The sequence below is a fragment of the Pseudoalteromonas sp. MT33b genome (assembly GCF_014117385.1).
Taxonomy (GTDB): Bacteria; Pseudomonadota; Gammaproteobacteria; order Enterobacterales; family Alteromonadaceae; genus Pseudoalteromonas; species Pseudoalteromonas lipolytica.
In genome coordinates this window covers 700,619-716,950 of record NZ_CP059832.1, presented here as the reverse complement: position 1 = coordinate 716,950, position 16,332 = coordinate 700,619, and the positions used below count along the sequence as shown (strand labels likewise).

Sequence of the window (16,332 nt, the reverse complement as noted above, 5' to 3'; positions counted from 1 at the left end):
TTTTAATTCTCTTGCTTGCCTGAGTGACCAATAAAGGGCACACGTTTGCAAAATAGTTTCAGCGCATGAATGTAAATACCTTTAAAAATACTCAACGTCATCGCTGGAAACTGTTTCAGCACGGCACTAACCTGCTCTTTAGTCAGGGCTTGCCTTTGCAAACGAAGTGTTGCATCAAACAAAAGAGTGTCGTCTTTTTTATTTTCAATATGAATAATAGCGTTATCAGAATTAAGTCTGACATTCCAATGATAGTTCATATCTAAGTTCATGAAAGGTGATACGGAGAAAACCTTTTTAAAGTTCACTTTTTTTTCTAAAGGTACGACATAATAATGACGTTCATTCCACGGCGTGTTACTCACTTCTGCAAGCATGTGTGTAAAATTGCCATCGGGGGTTTGATAAAAGAAAAAATTTACGGGGCTGAAGTAAATGCCAAAACAGCGCATTTGCCCCAGCATATAAACATGGCTAAACGTTGTGTTAACCCCCAGTTCCGCAAGCTTATCCAGTGCGCGTTGCTGCAATGATAACTGCATGTTGGTTTGATAGTTAAAATAATCGCTTTGTTTAAACTTTAATAGTTTAAAGCCATTACAACCAAGCCAAGGATGAATATTATTCAGCTCCTCTGGCTTGGCTAAATCGACCCACATCATGTAGAGCGGGTATTTAAAGTGATGCTCTTTTACTGCAAAACGCCGATGTCGAACATCACCAATGTAAATAGCACTATTCAAACTCAACTCCGAGTTGTTTAGCAACATTCACGGCGCTTCTTACACCATCTTCATGAAAACCATTGTACCAATAGGCACCGCAGAAATAGCTGTTTTTATGGCCATCTATCAGCGCTTTTTTCTGCTGGGCAGCAATAGATTCTTTGTTAAAAACAGGATGGTGATAGATAAATTCGCGTAAGATCTTATCTTTGTTAATTCCCTCTAAGTGGTTCAAGGTCACACAGAATTGTGGTTTACTTTCAATTCCTTGCAAAATATTCATTTGGTAAGTAACCACTGCAGCTTTGTCTGTGTTGTTATTAAGCAAATAATTCCAACTTGCCCAGGCAGCCTTACGTTTAGGAAGCAAAGAGGTATCGGTATGCAATACCACCGAATTCGCTGTGTATGGAATCGCAGAAAGTACCGCGTTTTCATCCTCAGTTGGGTCTAACAAGAGTTTTAAAGCTTGGTCTGAGTGACACGCAAAAACAACTTTATCAAACGTTTCGCTGTGACCGTCATCAAAATGAACATGGGCACACTCTTCACCACGCGATACAGAACTAATATTACTGTTAAGACGAATTTTGTCTGCAAAACCTTTAATCATTGGCTTGATGTATTCACGAGACCCTCCCGGAATAACATACCACTGAGGGCGGTTGGTAATATCTAAAAGGCCATGGTTATAAAAGAACTTAACGAAGAACTCCGTTCCCACTTTGGTCATTTCTTTAATACTGGTCGACCAAATTGCAGCTCCCATTGGCAGGATATAGTGGTAACGAAAAAATTCGTTAAAATCATGCTCATCTAAAAACTCGCCTAGCGTTTGGTTAGGTTGATAATTTTGCTCTGCATGTAACGCCTTACACACATCATTAAAACGCACGATGTCTTTGAGTAGTTTCCAAAACTTAGGGCGAAAGATATTTCGCTTTTGTGCAAATAAACTAAAAAAAGTGTGACCATTGTATTCAAAGCCCGTTTGTTCGTTATGCACACTAAAACTCATTTGCGTTTTTTGTCGTTGCACACCCAATCGGTCGAGCAATTTTTCAAAGTATGGATAGGTTCTATCATTGAACACAATAAAGCCTGTATCAACGGCATAATCAACACCGTCAACGTTGACATCAATTGTGGCAGTGTGACCGCCTATATAGTCATTTTTTTCGAACACTGTTACATCATAATGTTTATGAAGTAGGTGCGCACAGCTTAAACCAGCTATACCCGACCCAATTACGGCCACTTTTTTCAACGTGATAATCCTTTTGCAAGCTTCAGCCATAATGGCGTAGGAAGCATTCGTAATAATTTTAAAATGAGGGTAAATCGATAAGGGAAATGCACTTCCTTACGTCGTTTTTCAACCCCTTTGTATATGTAATTAGCTGCTTTTTCTGCGCTAACCGCCATGGGCATAGGAAAGTCGTTTTTATCTGTTAAAGGCGTTTTCACAAATCCGGGATGAACCAAGGTCACGTCGACATCATTTAAATCAACAGCAAGGCTGTTGGCCAAATAACTGACTCCCGCCTTAGAGGCGCCATAGGCTTGGCTTCGTGGCAAGGGTAAATATGTAACGCTTGAACTGACAATGACCAACTGGCCACCCGGCTTAATTTTTGGCAGCAAGGCCTCTAAGCAGTAGCCCATGCTTAATAAGTTTGTTGTTACAACGCGGGTAAATAATGCACTGTCGAAATTACGCGCATCATCAATATATTCACAATTTCCTGCGTTTAATATAACGCGATCAAATTGTGTGTAGGCCACGGTGCTTGAACGGATGTCTTGCAAATTTGTGGCATCAAACTCACAACGTTCAATGTTGCTGTGGGCACTTAATTTAGCAAGCTTGTCGGTGTTACGACCACAGGCTATAACCTGCTCGCCAGCATCTGCGTATTTATACGCAAGCGCTTCACCTATGCCAGATGTCGCGCCTGTAATTAGTGTTGTCATTATGCACTCGCTCTTTTATCAATGAAACGAACTGCTGAACCAAGTAACGGAATGTGTCTGTACAGTAAGGCACCCGCATCGAAATAATCGCGATGTTGGATAATTTTTTCGTTAGAAAAAACGAGCCGACTGTGCCCTTCCACCGCTATTTTTTTACCTTTGTTTAATTTTGGATGACGGTAAAACATTGTCCAATAAATAAAGGCTTTGTTGGTCGTGTGCTCGACATCAGTGATGTTAAATTCACAGGAAATAACATTAGCGTACAAATTTTTAAAATAGCCGTGTAAAGCAGCTAAACCATCCACTGCATGAAGGGGGTCTGAAAACTGGATATCTTGATGGTAGATTTCATCAAGCAGATGCAAATTGTCTTTATTGAGTGTTTGATAAACATTAATAAATCTGTCAAGGGTCGCCTTGTCCATATCACACCTTAAACGCGTTCAACGCACGCTCTCGCGCCGCTTTATGATCAACTATTGGAGACCAATAACTGCTTTTACTTCCCTGTTTAGCTAAGTAGTCATGTGGGAAGTGAATGTGTTTCGCAGGTATTTTTTCCAACTCTGGTAGATATTTACGGATAAACTCACCATCTGGATCAAAGCGCTCGCTTTGGGTAATTGGATTAAAAATACGAAAATAAGGTTGTGCATCACACCCTGTGCTAGCAGCCCATTGCCACCCACCATTGTTTGACGCCAGATCGCCATCAATCAAGTGTTTCATAAAAAAGCGTTCGCCTTTGCGCCAATCAATAAGGAGGTGCTTAGTTAAGAAACTAGCAACCACCATACGCAACCGGTTATGCATCCAGCCGGTTTGCAATAATTGTCGCATTGCTGCATCCACAAGCGGATAGCCGGTTTTACCTTCACACCACGCATTAAAATCATGTTCGTCGTCGCGCCATGCTACCGCATCGTATTTATCGTTGAAGTTGGCGTATTTACTCAAACTTGGATAAATCGCAATCAGGTGACGATAGAACTCGCGCCAAATCAACTCGTTTACCCAGCAAAACAGATTACTTTTAGCATTTTTCAATACATCGGGATGACGCTGCTGAATGAGCGCCAGCAACTGATGAACACTAATAATACCCAGCGCTAAATAAGGGCTTAAACCAGAGGTGCCTTTAATACTTGGGATATCACGTTGTTCCTGATACGTACCAAGCTTTTCGTCGATAAAGCGTGCACATACATGGCTTAGCGTTTCATCATCAACCGGCCATTTTTCGGAGCTGCCGTCAGAGGTTAATAATTCATTTTCTTGCCACTGAACTGCAGGTGGCATATTAGGCGGCTCGGCAAAATAAAAATGCGTATCTTGAAACTGCTTTAACCACGCATTTTTGAAAGGTGTGAACACTTTAAACATCTCGCCACTTTGGTTTTTAATACTGCCTGGGGGGGCAATAACATCACCATCATAGCTGTAAAAATGTACATTTAGCGCATCAGCTTTAGCTAAAAATGCATTATCTCGTTCAACTTCATTGAGTTCGTATTCATTATTTGCATAAACATTTTCAATAGAATGCTGTTGGCAAAACGCTGAGAGCTTATCAACACACCCCGAATAATCGTGTGCATCAATAAGGTGTAATGTAATGCCTTTGTCTGCTAAAAGTTGCCCTAAAAATGCTAAACGGCGCTTTAATAAATCAATCTGAATAGGTGCTACATCATGTTGTTGCCATTGTTTTTCGGTTATAAAAAACACCGCATCTTGGCATCCATTGTCGATAGCGCGATATAAAGCGTCGTTATTAAAAAGGCGCAAATCGCGCCTAAACCAAAATAATGTCTTCATTAAATTCCGTAGCGTAATTTCAGTTCGTTCGGGTAAGGGTCAAAATAGACTTGCTTTGCAAGGTATTCATTGGGATGTATTTTTAGATGGTGCTTAATTAAGGTAAGCGGTACGTACAAAGGAACAAGTCCTTTTCGATACTCATCAATCGCATCGCGAAGCTCTTGCTTTTCAATTTTAGTGAGCGACTTTTTAAAATACCCCTGCAAGTGCATTAAGGTATTGGCATTATTTTTTCGCGAAGCAGGTTTCTTTAATGCGGTCATTAGTCCCAAAATGTACTCATTCGCGAGCGCATTAATATCTTCGCCATCAAATGTGCCCAGTAAGTTACCCAAGTTTCGATACGCCTCGTAATTATGAGCCATCAGCAAATATTTATATTGCGCATGAAACTGCGTTAAACGGTGCACGGTAATGGGTTGCTCATTAAGCGTTTGCCAATGTTTGTAGGTGTAGACCCGCATGACAAAGTTTTCACGCAGGTGCATATCGTTTAAGCGACCGTTTTCTTCACAGGGTAGTAGCGGGTTGTGAGCCATAATTTGCTCAGCAAAAAAACCAACGCCCTCAGAAGTATTTCCGGTACCCGCTTCATTGTAAATTTTAATCCGTTCCATGCCACAGCTTGGGCTTTTAGCACAAAACACAAAACCGCTTAACTCAGCAGTTTGTTCTGTTGCCACGCGCTTACCATACTCGGTCAGTTTAGGGCCAACATCGCCCGTGCCATCTGGTCGACATACTTTTATCGTGTCACCAACACGCACTTGGCGAATGGTCGGTCGCGGTATTGGCAAACCAACCGCGACTTCAGGGCAAAACTTTTTATACTCGACATGATTAGCTAACTCATCCATGCAAAAGTTTGATTTTTTGTGACCACTATCAAAACGCACTTTATCGCCTGCTAAGCAAGCACTAATACCTATTTTTATTGTCGATTGCAGCATAAAGTTCCTACTAATAAATCAAATTACCAATTGGATTAAGTAATTTGCTGATACCCTTGTTAAAGTGTAGAGCACTGCTCACCACCGTAAAACATAAGCACCCTTGCGCCGTTTTAGGCGTATGATTATGACGCCCATCAAGCATCATAAAATCTCCAGGTACGTAACTGCCTTCTTCATCACTAAACTCACCCTCTAGTAGTAAGGTTAGCTCAAATCCAGTATGTGTGTGCTCTGGAATTTCACCCCCTGCATCAATATGTAAAAGACTGGCTCTTAAAGCACCGTCGTCTATGTCAATGCGTGAGCGCGCCAACTTACCAAGTTGCATAAAGTTACTGTGACCAATACGTGTTAAGGCGCGAGGCAATGTGTAAGTTTTGTCTTTAACATCAACCGTAATGGGGGCTTGCTCGTAAATTTCGTCGATTGCATCGTCTGCCGTAATTGCATCGAATAAGCCTGCATCAAATGAATCTTCACTATCAGCATCAAATCCTGCAAATACATTATCAGCCTGTTTGGCTTCGAGTGCTGCAATCTCTTTTTTACACACAGGGCACATTTCAACATGAATAGCGACAGCGATACTCAACGATGCTGGCAAATTGCCTTCGCTGAACTGCATGAGAATGTCGTTAGAAGGATGGTGCTTAATCATGTTGGTCTCCCATTTCGTTGCGTAACTTCTGCAAGGCCAAGCGAAGACGAGACTTCACTGTACCTACGGGAATATTTAAATGCTCTGCAAGTTGTTCTTGCGACATATCTTGAAAATACACCCCACGTACAACTTCACGTTGCGCCTGAGGCAGCTTGTTAAGGTACTGCTTAATTTGTTTGTCTTCTAAATGGTCGCTAAATTCGTGTTGACCCGGAGTCGCTTCATCAATAAGTGGCCAAATATCTTCGCTGATACACTCTTCTCTACTGCTTTTCATTTTTCTTAGCATGTCGAAAGAAGCATTGCGCATCACGGTATAAACCCATGTCGTTGCGGCCCCTTTGTCCTTGTGATAGAGATGTGCCTTGCGCCAAACTGAAGTAAGCGTTTCTTGCACAAGCTCCATCGCTTGCGCTTCAGAGCCAAATTGTTTAATTCCAAAGCGCTTTATTTTTGGCGAAAAATATTGGAACAACAGCGCAAACGCCCGTTTATCGCGGTGCGTTGCAACTGCAAATAATGCATCTGCAAGCTCTTTGCTTGGTGTATCTGGCATGGCAGTGAATTGACCTGTGTTAGGTTTACAACCTGTTTGAAGTTGTTGACTTACCATTTTAGTGTCATCCAATTATTGTCGTTACGTACATTACGCAGAGCGACAACAAACAGATCACATTAATCAGTAAATTCGGTATTAATCAAAGTATGGAGGAAACTTAGCAAATTTTCAAAGTTAGATTTAAAAGCAAGTTGTTGTTTTTTAACTAGTGAAATGGGTAATATTTCGAGCCAACGCGCAGCAACCCACGCAAGGTTATCAAATTGAGGGGCTTTATAAAGTGCAGCTAAATCAGGTTGATTCGCAAATACAGCTTGCAGCGTATGACTTAGCAATAAGTTTTCATCGGTGACGACTGATTTTACATACCAGCTCGGTTTCGACACGCGCTCAACATCAGCATGACGAAGTTCTTGTTTATCATAAAATGGTTGATTGATAGACACGGCATGCTCTGCATACACATCAATGAGTAACTGCCCGCTATCATCTTGATTAAAATCGGTTATTTGCATCATACAACCGAACTCAGGCAGATTAAGCTCTGTGTCGTGTTGGTATGTGCAAAGCACAAATCCGGTGTTGTCTTTAACAGCTTCTTTTACCATGGTTAAGTAACGCTGTTCAAAGATTCTTAGCTTTGTGTACCCTTCAGGTAAAATAAAAACCGGTAAAGGAAAAATCGCACGCTTCATAAAGTCTACTATCAAAAAACCACATGCCTTTAGTTACGTGCGCTTTTAGTCCGCCGATCAATATTTCATGAAATCTTAATTCTATTTCCTATCCTAAAAGTTGAACCATTGTGCAACATTACGAAATAACTCGATTGATGCATACGCACTGAGTAAACTCAACACAGGTGCAACCATTAGTAAAAATAAGCTGATTTCACTACTCATTGTCCTGCCTCCTTACTGCTTGTTAGTTACTTCAGATGTTTTTGCAGCCAACGTTACGGCTTCTTTTGAAGCGGTGTCCGCATCACCCATGTAACTTTCAAGTAATTTTTGAGCATCAAACTCAATGCTTTTATTCACACTTTGCTTAAGCTCTATACTTGCTTGTTGAACATAGCTCTTAATGGTTTGTGTGATGGTGTTACTTATGTCTAATTCAAAGTCAGTAGCACTTGCTTGAGCAGACCCTAATACAAGTAACGCAGCAGTCGTAAGTTTTAGTGAGTTATTCATAATGATATTCCTTGTCTCTTTAAGTAATTAGTCGTAATTACATAATCAAAGGTTGTGCCACCATGAAAATAATTTATAAGAACTTGTTTTTAAATAAATTTTATAGATAATTTATTTTTACACTTATTCAGCATTGGTTAATAAAACCAATAAAATTTATTTTTTTAACCAACTTTTAGTGAAAAAATAAGCGTTGATAAATTCAGCGTACACTTGTACACTGAAATTGTTTTTTAATTCATTTTTATTAGATGGTCTATGACAACTGCGCTTCCTTATTCACGCCAAGAAGAACAACTTAATGTGCTCACACATGGCTTAGGTGTCCTATTTTCTGTGTATGTACTGTGGGACTTAGTGTCACAATCAAACGCAATGTCAGCCACCGTGAGTGCTGTTGTGTATGGCTCAAGCTTATTGGTACTTTTTTTAGCCTCAACGCTCTACCACGCAAGTACAAAAGAGCGCCTGCGTGCTATTTATAAAAAGTGTGACCACTGTGCAATTTACTTACTGATTGCGGGTACCTACACGCCTTATTTAGTTATTTCGTTGTCGGGCGCGTGGGCAGTGGCCGCATTAGTGTTTATTTGGTCTTTAGCCATTGGCGGGGTAATTTATAAGTTGCTTGTAAAGCATACCAATAAAAAAATATCGCTCACAACATACTTATTGATGGGTTGGTTTGCACTTGCTCTTGTTTACCCTTTATATTTGAATCTTGACCCAAGTGCGTTGTGGTGGTTACTCGCAGGCGGCATTGCTTATAGCTTGGGAACTTTCTTTTACAGCGCTAAAACGCGACATTACAGTCACGCTATATGGCATGTATTTGTACTTATCGGCTGCGTATGTCACTACCTATCTATTAGTTTATACGTGTATTGAGGCGGGTTTATAAATTTATAGCGGGCGTAGTGGCTTAGTCCCATTGATGTATACGCATATTAATTTTTGACTTGTTAAAGGTGACACCCTCTATTATCAGTTTTTGACGTTGCTCACAATGTTTAGGTGTGCCTTCAGGAAAGGATATTTTGCCCTGACTATTGACCACCCGATGCCATGGAATTTTAGAATCGCTTGGCATCATTTTTAATAATCGTCCCACCAGTCTTGCATTATTAGGATAACCAGCAAGACCAGCTACCTGCCCGTAGCTGGCTACTTTTCCCTCTGGAATAGAGGCTATAACCGTATAAATAAGTTCTTCTTTAGTTGCTTGTTGCACGAATTGAATCCAAATACTGTTTACTTACTTCACTAAATGCCTGCCAAATAGCCCTCGCAACCGGGCCATGGTGCACGGAGTGCTGTCTAAATACGCGAATTTCTGCGCCAAATTGATGCTCTCGATCTGTAATTTTTATTTGCTGTAAAAGACCTGCTTCTATTTCACTTTGACAGTGCTGTAAACTAATCATTGCCCACCCTGCCCCAGAAAGCAAAAACGATTTAACACTGGTTATATCATCAATTTTCATCAAGGCAGACCCTAGCGTATAAGAGAGTCTGTCGCTATCAAAACTTAAGTCACTCTCAAACATTGCCAGACACGGGTAATTTTGAATGTCGGCAAAGCTAATTTCCGCTGGCACGACACTTGGCGCACTTACAATGCCAATGTCAAATTTACCAATGGGTAAACTTTCTAGATCACCCGTCGCATGAAACAAATCAAACCATGGGCCAATTCCTAAATCTGCTTGATGGCTATTTACTTGCTCTAGCGAAACAAAGCGTTTACCAGACGAAATACTAAACTCGGTGCTCGAAAAGCGCTTGAAAGTGTGGCTAATGACTTGGTTATAACTATGTTGATGGCACAGCTGCTCGTAACAAATTCGGTAATTAGCTTCATTACCGAGTGCAAGCTCTTTAGCTAACGAACTTAACTCACTGTTAGCATTAAGCAACTGACGCGCCTCTCGATAAAAAATACGCCCTTTTTCAGTCAAATGTAATCGGTAGTGTGCACGGTCTAATAACTCAAAGCCTAGTTCAGACTCTAGCTTCTTGATGGCAATTGTAAGGGCGGGTTGTGTTTTATGAAGCTTTACCGCCGCTTGGCTCAAACTAGAGCTTTGCACGATAGCATCTAAAATAATTAATTGATTTAAATTCATTAACCGCAAACCCTATTAATAAAATTAATGATGTTTCTAAAATTTAATAATTTTTATTTTATATCTTTGCAGCGTATCCTGCAGCAAATTTATGCTTTCATATCTATGGAGAAGACAATGAGATTGGCATCCGCCGTGTTATTCACCACTGTATTATGGTCACTTGCGGCATGTACAGAGCAAACTGCGCAAAGCAACGCTGAGCCGGTCATACGCCCTGTTAAACTTTTCAATACCAACAGTCAGTCAGATCAGGCTATTCGTAGTTTTCCTGCAGAAGTCGTTGCCAACCAAGGGTCTTACTTGGCCTTTAGGGTCAATGGTGAATTACTTGAGTTTCCTGCACTTGCTGGCCAACATGTTGAAAAAGGCCAACTTCTTGCCAAACTTGATCCAGAAGATTTTCAGCTTCAGTACGAAGAGCGAAAAGCACGTTTTGAGCTTGCTGACTCGCAACTTGAACGCGTTCAAAAGCTATTTGATCGCTCCATCGCAAGCCAAGCAGAGCTAGACCAAGCACTGGCAAATAAGCAAGTGGCAGAGTCTGCTTTAAAAATTGCAAAAACCAATTTAGATAACAGTGAACTTCGCGCTCCTTTTGCGGGGACTGTGGCAAAAGTTTTTGTGAAGAACTTTGAAAATATCCAAGCAAAGCAAAACATATTACGTCTTGAAACCCGCGACTTAATGGATGTGGTTATCCAAGTGCCTGAAAAACTCATTGCACGCATTGATAAAGACGTTGACTACCAACCTGATGTTATTTTTGATGGCTACCCAGACAAGTCGTACCAACTCACCGTAAAAGAATTTGACACCCAAGCTGACCCAACCACCCTTACATACAAAGTGGTGTTTTCGCTGCCAGTGCCTGAAGACTTTAATCTTCTTGCGGGAATGACAGGCCGTGTTGATATTGATTTAAGCAAAATCACCCACTCACAATCAGCGTATATTCTGCTGCCTGTTGAGGCAGTGTTTTCAGAGCCTACAGAGTCTGAAAAAAATAATAGCTATGTATGGCTGTATGACGAAAACACCGGTTTAGTTCACAAAAAAGCGGTTAAAGTGGGCCAATTACACCGCAACGGTATTGAAGTGCTTTCAGGTATTGAGCAAGGTCAAATGGTGGTTGCTGCAGGTGTGCATTCCTTAGAGGAAGGCATGAAAGTACGTCCATGGCAAAAAGAGCGAGGCTTATAATGAGCTTTGCTGCACTTGCTATTGAGCGAAAAGTTATAAGCTGGATGTTCGCACTGTTTTTGCTAATAGGCGGCACCGTGGCTTATTTTGGTTTAGGGCAACTTGAAGACCCTGAGTTCACTTTGAAAAAAGCAATGGTGATCACTCTGTACCCAGGTGCCTCACCACAACAAGTTGAAGAAGAAGTTACTTTTCCAATTGAAAATGCAATTCAACAATTACCCTATGTTGATTATGTCACCAGTATTTCGTCGCCCGGTAAATCACAAATTACCGTTGAGATGAAAAGTAATTACCGCAAACAAGACCTTCGCCAAATTTGGGATGAATTGCGCCGTAAAATTAACGACCAAGCCGCAGCAATGCCTTCGGGTGTTTACCCAAGTAAAATTATGGATGATTTTGGTGATGTTTACGGTGTGATGTATGCCGTGACAGGTGATGGCTATTCGTATGATGAGTTAAAAGACTACGTTGATTATTTAAAGCGTGAGTTAGTGCTGGTTGATGGCGTAAGCAAAGTAACCGTTGGCGGTGAGCAACAAGCACAGGTAATGGTTGAAATTTCAACCCGAAAATTAGCACAATTAGGTATTTCGCCAGACCGTATTTACCAGCTTTTGCAAACCCAAAATAGTGTTTCTAACGCGGGGAAAGTACGGGTTGGCGATGAATCAATTCGTTTACACCCCACCGGTGAATTTAAAGACGTTAAAGAGCTTGAAAACCTATTAATTTCAAAGCCGGGTGAAAACGAGCTTATATATTTAGGTGATGTTGCAACGGTATTTAGAGAGTACGCAGAAGTACCAAATAACATTATTCGCTTTAATCAGCAGCAAGCACTCCTTGTAGGCGTGTCGTTCAGCACAGGTGTAAACGTGGTTGATGTGGGCGCTAAAATAGACGCGCATTTAGCTTCGTTAGAATACCAACGCCCACACGGTATAGAGATTAATAGTGTTTATAATCAGCCAGCAGAAGTCGAAAAGTCAGTCAGTGGTTTTATTATTAGCTTACTTGAAGCCGTTGCTATCGTCATTGTGGTGTTGCTGGTATTTATGGGCTTTAAAAGCGGTGTACTAATAGGTGTCATTTTACTCCTAACCGTACTCGGCACCTTTATCTTTATGAAGCTATTTGCCATTGATTTGCAGCGGATTTCGCTCGGCGCTCTGATCATTGCGCTCGGTATGCTGGTTGATAACGCGATTGTTGTTACCGAAGGTATTCTTATTAATTTAAAGCGCGGGCAAACTAAACTACAAGCTGCAACCAATATTGTTGATCAAACTAAATGGCCGTTATTGGGTGCAACCGTGATTGCGGTTACTGCATTTGCCCCAATTGGTTTAAGCTCGGATGCCAGTGGTGAGTTTGCAGGTAGCTTATTTTGGGTGTTGTTTATTTCGTTATTACTCAGTTGGATTACGGCAATTACACTCACGCCTTTCTTTGCTGACTTAATGTTTAAACAAGCTACGGAAAAACAGCCTCACCACGATGAAGACCCTTATCAAGGTATCATCTTCAATGTGTATAAAGGTGTTTTGCATTGCGCAATGCGTTACCGTAAAACCACCTTATTGCTCATGGTGAGCATGCTCGTTAGTGCGGTATTTGGCTTTAAGTTTATTAAGCAATCATTCTTTCCGGCCTCGAACACCCCCATGTTTTATGTCGATTACTGGCATACTCAAGGTGCCGATATTCATACCACGATGGACGGGGTAGCAAAACTTGAAGCGTTTCTACAAGCCGATCCTCTCGTTGAAGAAGTGACCACCACGGTTGGCCAAGGTGCTCCTCGCTTTATGCTGACATACGCGCCAGAAAAGTCATACCCAGCTTATGGACAGTTGATTATTCGTGTACAAGATCGTGAGGCCGTGACAGCCATGATCAAAAAAGTGCGCGACTACCAACATGAACATGTTCTCGATGCGCAGCTTAAAGTTAAACGCATGGAAATTGGGCCATCGACCGATGCAAAAATTGAAGCGCGCTTTTCAGGCGCTGATCCTGTCGTACTTCGTCAGCTCGCTAAGCAAGCAAAAGACATTCTTCATCAAGACGCTGGTGCCTTTAATATTCGTGATGATTGGCGTGCTCGCTCTAAACTTATTCGTCCGCAGTTCAACGAACAAAAAGCACGCCGTTTAGGGATTGCTAAGTCTGATCTTGATCAGCTTTTATTAACAAGCTTATCGGGTAAACAGGTCGGCGTGTATAAAGACGGCACGCAAATGCTGCCCATTATTGCACGCTCGCCTGCAGAAGAGCGGTTAAATGTCGAAAGCCTGCGCGACTTACAAATATACAGCCCTGTATTGGGAGTCTTTGTGCCAGTTACGCAAGTAGTTGATGACTTTGTTGTTGAATGGGAAGACAGTTTAATTATGCGCCGTGACCGAAAACGCACTATCACTGTCATGGCAGACCATGATGTGATTGGTGATGAAACACCTGCGAAGCTGTTTGCCCGTGTCCGCAAAGATATTGAAGCGATTGACCTGCCACACGGCTATGAGTTGCAATGGGGCGGTGAGTTTGAATCAGCAAGCAAAGCACAAAAAGCAATTTTTGGCTCATTACCGCTTGGTTACTTGGCAATGTTTGCAATTACTGTATTGCTGTTTAACTCAGTTAAAAAACCACTGGTTATTTGGGCCACAGTGCCTCTGGCAATCATTGGTGTATCGGCAGGTTTGTTATTAATGAATGCAGCGTTTAGCTTTATGGCACTGCTTGGTTTACTGAGCTTAAGCGGCATGTTGATTAAAAACGGCATCGTATTAGTGGATCAAATTAACCTCGAACTCGATAGCGGAAAAGAGCCTTATCAAGCCGTGTTCGATTCAGGCGTTAGTCGTGTGCGCCCAGTCGCTATGGCAGCAATCACGACTATTTTAGGAATGATCCCACTTTTATTTGACGTATTCTTCCAATCAATGGCGGTCACAATCATGTTTGGGCTTGGTTTTGCGACAGTACTGACGCTTATTGTCGTGCCAGTGCTTTATACACTGTTGTTTAAAATTAAAGTACCTAAACAACGCCACAGCAATTAAGTACTCTTGTATTTGTGCCTCCCCTGAAAGGATATTTTCAGGGGAGGCACTAAAAATTAATTGTATTTGTATCCAATCAATTGCTCTAACCGATGCGCAATTGCAATCAACTCTTTTTCACTCAACGCACCACCCGTAATAGAAAGTCCAACGGGCATATGATGCACTTTACCCATAGGCAGCGTTAAATGAGGGTAGCCAGATACAGCCGGATAAGTAGAAAAGCTGCCCGTGAAGTGATCCCCATTGATACGGTCTATTGACCACGCGGGTGTTAAAGTCACAGTAATAATTGCATCAAGATTGTGTTCTTTAAGCATTTTATCTAAGCCATCTGCTCTGGTTGCTTGATGCACTTTTTGTAATGCTGTTAGATACTTCTGGTCGGTTAACGTTGCTTTTTGCTGCGACTTTTCAAATATTTCTTGTTGAAAGTAAGGCATCTCCTTAGTAGCGTGAGCTTGATTAAACTGGATCAACTTTTCTAGTGTCAGCGATTTATATTCGTTTGGCAGTTGAGCAAGGTAGTCATTTAAAGTCGCTTTAAACTCATAGAGTAAAACATCATAACTATCTTGATAAAAATGATCATATGGCTCTGTCGATAACCCCTCAACTAATAAAGCACCTTCTTGTTCGAGCATCTGTTTAGTCTGGTTAAAAAGTGACTCAACTTGCTCATGAGCAAGTGGCGCAGCATACAGTACACCTAAACGCTTGCCTTTTAATGAGATGGCACTTTGCTCTGGCGTATAGTCATAATTAAGGTGCCCTTTTGCGATGTTTGTTGCGGGATCTTTTTCATCAAAACCTTGCATAACTGACAGTAAAATGGCCGCGTCAATTACCGAGCGTGTCATAGGCCCCGCTGTATCTTGCGTATGAGAAATAGGCACAATGCCATGGCGGCTCAATAAACCTACCGTGGGCTTTATACCCACAATACCATTTGCAGAAGACGGACACGTAATAGAGCCATTTGTTTCAGTTCCAATCGCAGCAACACTTAAAAAGGCGGCAACAGCAGCACCAGAGCCTGAACTAGACCCGCACGTAGAACGATTTAAATCATGGGGATTACGCGTTTGCCCCCCAATCGCACTCCACCCAGACGATGAACGTTCAGAGCGCATATTGGCCCATTCACTTAAATTTGTTTTGCCTAAAATAATAGCCCCTGCACGTTTAAGTTTGGCAATAATTGGCGCATCTCTGTGCGTAAAATTATCTTTTAATGCTAACGAGCCTGCCGTTGTAGGCATAGTCTCAGTTTCGATATTATCTTTTACTAAAATTGGTATGCCATGCAAAGGGCCGCGTAACTTACCATGACTAAGCGCTTCATCAAGTTGCATAGCTATGCTTATAGCATCGGGGTTCATTGCAACCACAGCATTTAATTGAGGATTGAGCTCATCTATTTGCTGAATAAAAAACTGTGTTAATTCAGTTGCTGTGAGCTGTTTTTCTTTCATTGCCTGAATTAATTGCGGGATTGTACTTTGTTGAACAAGGTTTTTTAGTTGTTGATTTCTTTGTTCAGAGAGTGGGGTATTTTCTTTTGCAGACACGTTAACTGTAAAGCATAAAGCGGCTAAAAAAACACTTAATGCGAATGCAGGTAAAGCACGAATAACCTGACTAATTCCTGTATACATTTGTCGTTCCTGTTTTATAGAGTGTTGTTGATTGTTATTTTAAAATCGGTATTTACCCATACTTTTATCAAAAATTGCTATTTCTTTACTACACAATGGATTAAACACTGAGCGTTCTCTTGCCCATTACCAGCACCAAATACCCATACTGTTTAATAGTCTAGCCCGACGAAGGTACACGGTGCTAAATGAGTGTTTTAGCCAAATCAGCGATATTGGGCATGCACTGCTTATCTTTTAATTTAACGTCAATTGCGTCAGTTACAAAGCAGCATTTTCAATCAGCGCTTACTCATAGCCATCACGTTAAATATTCTCACGAAGAAAATTGAGTCTATAGCCAGTGGTATTGATTAAACAGGCGCTATTTTGTAATCACTGCCGC

General features: G+C 41.4%; 16 protein-coding genes. 3 read left to right on the top strand and 13 right to left on the bottom strand.

The features are described from left to right. Positions 1 to 2: 2 nt before the first annotated feature. The 10 genes from H3302_RS19095 to H3302_RS19050 form a co-directional block, all read right to left on the bottom strand. Complete coding sequence (locus H3302_RS19095) at positions 3 to 743, bottom strand: DUF1365 domain-containing protein (protein ID WP_182396526.1); 741 nt, start codon at positions 741 to 743, stop codon at positions 3 to 5. Next, positions 736 to 1,992: an NAD(P)/FAD-dependent oxidoreductase gene (locus tag H3302_RS19090; RefSeq protein ID WP_182396525.1), complete on the bottom strand. Its 1,257-nt coding sequence runs from the start codon at positions 1,990 to 1,992 to the stop codon at positions 736 to 738. Before H3302_RS19090 ends, H3302_RS19095 begins: the two co-directional genes overlap by 8 nt. Further along, positions 1,989 to 2,699: an SDR family NAD(P)-dependent oxidoreductase gene (locus H3302_RS19085; protein WP_182396524.1), complete on the bottom strand. Its 711-nt coding sequence runs from the start codon at positions 2,697 to 2,699 to the stop codon at positions 1,989 to 1,991. The genes H3302_RS19090 and H3302_RS19085 overlap by 4 nt, the downstream gene beginning before the upstream one ends. Next, positions 2,699 to 3,127 carry a nuclear transport factor 2 family protein gene (locus tag H3302_RS19080; RefSeq protein WP_036972020.1) on the bottom strand — a complete coding sequence of 143 codons (429 nt, stop codon included), beginning with the start codon at positions 3,125 to 3,127 and terminating at the stop codon, positions 2,699 to 2,701. The genes H3302_RS19085 and H3302_RS19080 overlap by 1 nt, the downstream gene beginning before the upstream one ends. A gap of 1 nt (position 3,128) precedes the next feature. Further along, positions 3,129 to 4,520 carry a deoxyribodipyrimidine photo-lyase gene (gene phrB / locus H3302_RS19075; protein WP_182396523.1) on the bottom strand — a complete coding sequence of 464 codons (1,392 nt, stop codon included), beginning with the start codon at positions 4,518 to 4,520 and terminating at the stop codon, positions 3,129 to 3,131. After that, positions 4,520 to 5,473: a DUF523 and DUF1722 domain-containing protein gene (locus H3302_RS19070; protein ID WP_036972023.1), complete on the bottom strand. Its 954-nt coding sequence runs from the start codon at positions 5,471 to 5,473 to the stop codon at positions 4,520 to 4,522. The genes phrB and H3302_RS19070 overlap by 1 nt, the downstream gene beginning before the upstream one ends. 10 nt (positions 5,474 to 5,483) lie before the next feature. Beyond that, positions 5,484 to 6,134 (bottom strand): ChrR family anti-sigma-E factor, encoded by a 651-nt coding sequence (locus H3302_RS19065; protein ID WP_036972025.1) that lies wholly within the window; start codon positions 6,132 to 6,134, stop codon positions 5,484 to 5,486. Beyond that, positions 6,127 to 6,750 (bottom strand): sigma-70 family RNA polymerase sigma factor, encoded by a 624-nt coding sequence (locus tag H3302_RS19060; protein WP_036972027.1) that lies wholly within the window; start codon positions 6,748 to 6,750, stop codon positions 6,127 to 6,129. Before H3302_RS19060 ends, H3302_RS19065 begins: the two co-directional genes overlap by 8 nt. A 62-nt stretch (positions 6,751 to 6,812) precedes the next feature. Further along, the gene (locus H3302_RS19055) at positions 6,813 to 7,391 is read right to left on the bottom strand and encodes an LON peptidase substrate-binding domain-containing protein (RefSeq protein ID WP_182396522.1); all 579 of its coding nucleotides are present in this window, start codon (positions 7,389 to 7,391) and stop codon (positions 6,813 to 6,815) included. A gap of 219 nt (positions 7,392 to 7,610) precedes the next feature. Then, complete coding sequence (locus H3302_RS19050) at positions 7,611 to 7,889, bottom strand: hypothetical protein (RefSeq protein ID WP_051501856.1); 279 nt, start codon at positions 7,887 to 7,889, stop codon at positions 7,611 to 7,613. A 258-nt stretch (positions 7,890 to 8,147) separates the two neighbouring features. Between H3302_RS19050 and trhA the strand changes: the two genes are divergently transcribed. After that, positions 8,148 to 8,777, top strand: coding sequence for a PAQR family membrane homeostasis protein TrhA (gene trhA, locus H3302_RS19045; RefSeq protein WP_036972031.1), 630 nt, complete (start codon positions 8,148 to 8,150; stop codon positions 8,775 to 8,777). A 34-nt stretch (positions 8,778 to 8,811) separates the two neighbouring features. Here trhA and H3302_RS19040 read toward each other — a convergent pair whose 3' ends face one another. Further along, positions 8,812 to 9,120, bottom strand: a complete 309-nt coding sequence (locus H3302_RS19040) for an MGMT family protein (protein WP_036972032.1) — start codon at positions 9,118 to 9,120, stop codon at positions 8,812 to 8,814. Continuing rightward, positions 9,104 to 10,015, bottom strand: a complete 912-nt coding sequence (locus H3302_RS19035; protein WP_036972033.1) for a LysR family transcriptional regulator — start codon at positions 10,013 to 10,015, stop codon at positions 9,104 to 9,106. Before H3302_RS19035 ends, H3302_RS19040 begins: the two co-directional genes overlap by 17 nt. A gap of 117 nt (positions 10,016 to 10,132) precedes the next feature. Between H3302_RS19035 and H3302_RS19030 the strand changes: the two genes are divergently transcribed. After that, positions 10,133 to 11,218, top strand: coding sequence for an efflux RND transporter periplasmic adaptor subunit (locus H3302_RS19030; RefSeq protein WP_036972034.1), 1,086 nt, complete (start codon positions 10,133 to 10,135; stop codon positions 11,216 to 11,218). Further along, positions 11,218 to 14,289 carry an efflux RND transporter permease subunit gene (locus H3302_RS19025; protein ID WP_182396521.1) on the top strand — a complete coding sequence of 1,024 codons (3,072 nt, stop codon included), beginning with the start codon at positions 11,218 to 11,220 and terminating at the stop codon, positions 14,287 to 14,289. The genes H3302_RS19030 and H3302_RS19025 overlap by 1 nt, the downstream gene beginning before the upstream one ends. A gap of 56 nt (positions 14,290 to 14,345) precedes the next feature. On the opposite strand, the gene H3302_RS19020 is transcribed toward H3302_RS19025, so the two are convergent. Beyond that, on the bottom strand, positions 14,346 to 15,947 hold the full coding sequence (locus tag H3302_RS19020; RefSeq protein WP_182396520.1) for an amidase: 1,602 nt from the start codon (positions 15,945 to 15,947) through the stop codon (positions 14,346 to 14,348). Between the last annotated feature and the right edge of the window lie 385 nt (positions 15,948 to 16,332).

Coding starts and splice junctions, on each gene's coding strand:
- H3302_RS19065 (WP_036972025.1), bottom strand. CDS start 6,134: ATGATTAAGCACCATCCTTCTAACGACATTCTCATGCAGTTCAGCGAA.
- H3302_RS19020 (WP_182396520.1), bottom strand. CDS start 15,947: ATGTATACAGGAATTAGTCAGGTTATTCGTGCTTTACCTGCATTCGCA.
- H3302_RS19050 (WP_051501856.1), bottom strand. CDS start 7,889: ATGAATAACTCACTAAAACTTACGACTGCTGCGTTACTTGTATTAGGG.
- H3302_RS19030 (WP_036972034.1), top strand. CDS start 10,133: ATGAGATTGGCATCCGCCGTGTTATTCACCACTGTATTATGGTCACTT.
- H3302_RS19035 (WP_036972033.1), bottom strand. CDS start 10,015: ATGAATTTAAATCAATTAATTATTTTAGATGCTATCGTGCAAAGCTCT.
- H3302_RS19070 (WP_036972023.1), bottom strand. CDS start 5,473: ATGCTGCAATCGACAATAAAAATAGGTATTAGTGCTTGCTTAGCAGGC.
- trhA (WP_036972031.1), top strand. CDS start 8,148: ATGACAACTGCGCTTCCTTATTCACGCCAAGAAGAACAACTTAATGTG.
- phrB (WP_182396523.1), bottom strand. CDS start 4,520: ATGAAGACATTATTTTGGTTTAGGCGCGATTTGCGCCTTTTTAATAAC.
- H3302_RS19085 (WP_182396524.1), bottom strand. CDS start 2,699: ATGACAACACTAATTACAGGCGCGACATCTGGCATAGGTGAAGCGCTT.
- H3302_RS19025 (WP_182396521.1), top strand. CDS start 11,218: ATGAGCTTTGCTGCACTTGCTATTGAGCGAAAAGTTATAAGCTGGATG.
- H3302_RS19060 (WP_036972027.1), bottom strand. CDS start 6,750: ATGGTAAGTCAACAACTTCAAACAGGTTGTAAACCTAACACAGGTCAA.
- H3302_RS19055 (WP_182396522.1), bottom strand. CDS start 7,391: ATGAAGCGTGCGATTTTTCCTTTACCGGTTTTTATTTTACCTGAAGGG.
- H3302_RS19080 (WP_036972020.1), bottom strand. CDS start 3,127: ATGGACAAGGCGACCCTTGACAGATTTATTAATGTTTATCAAACACTC.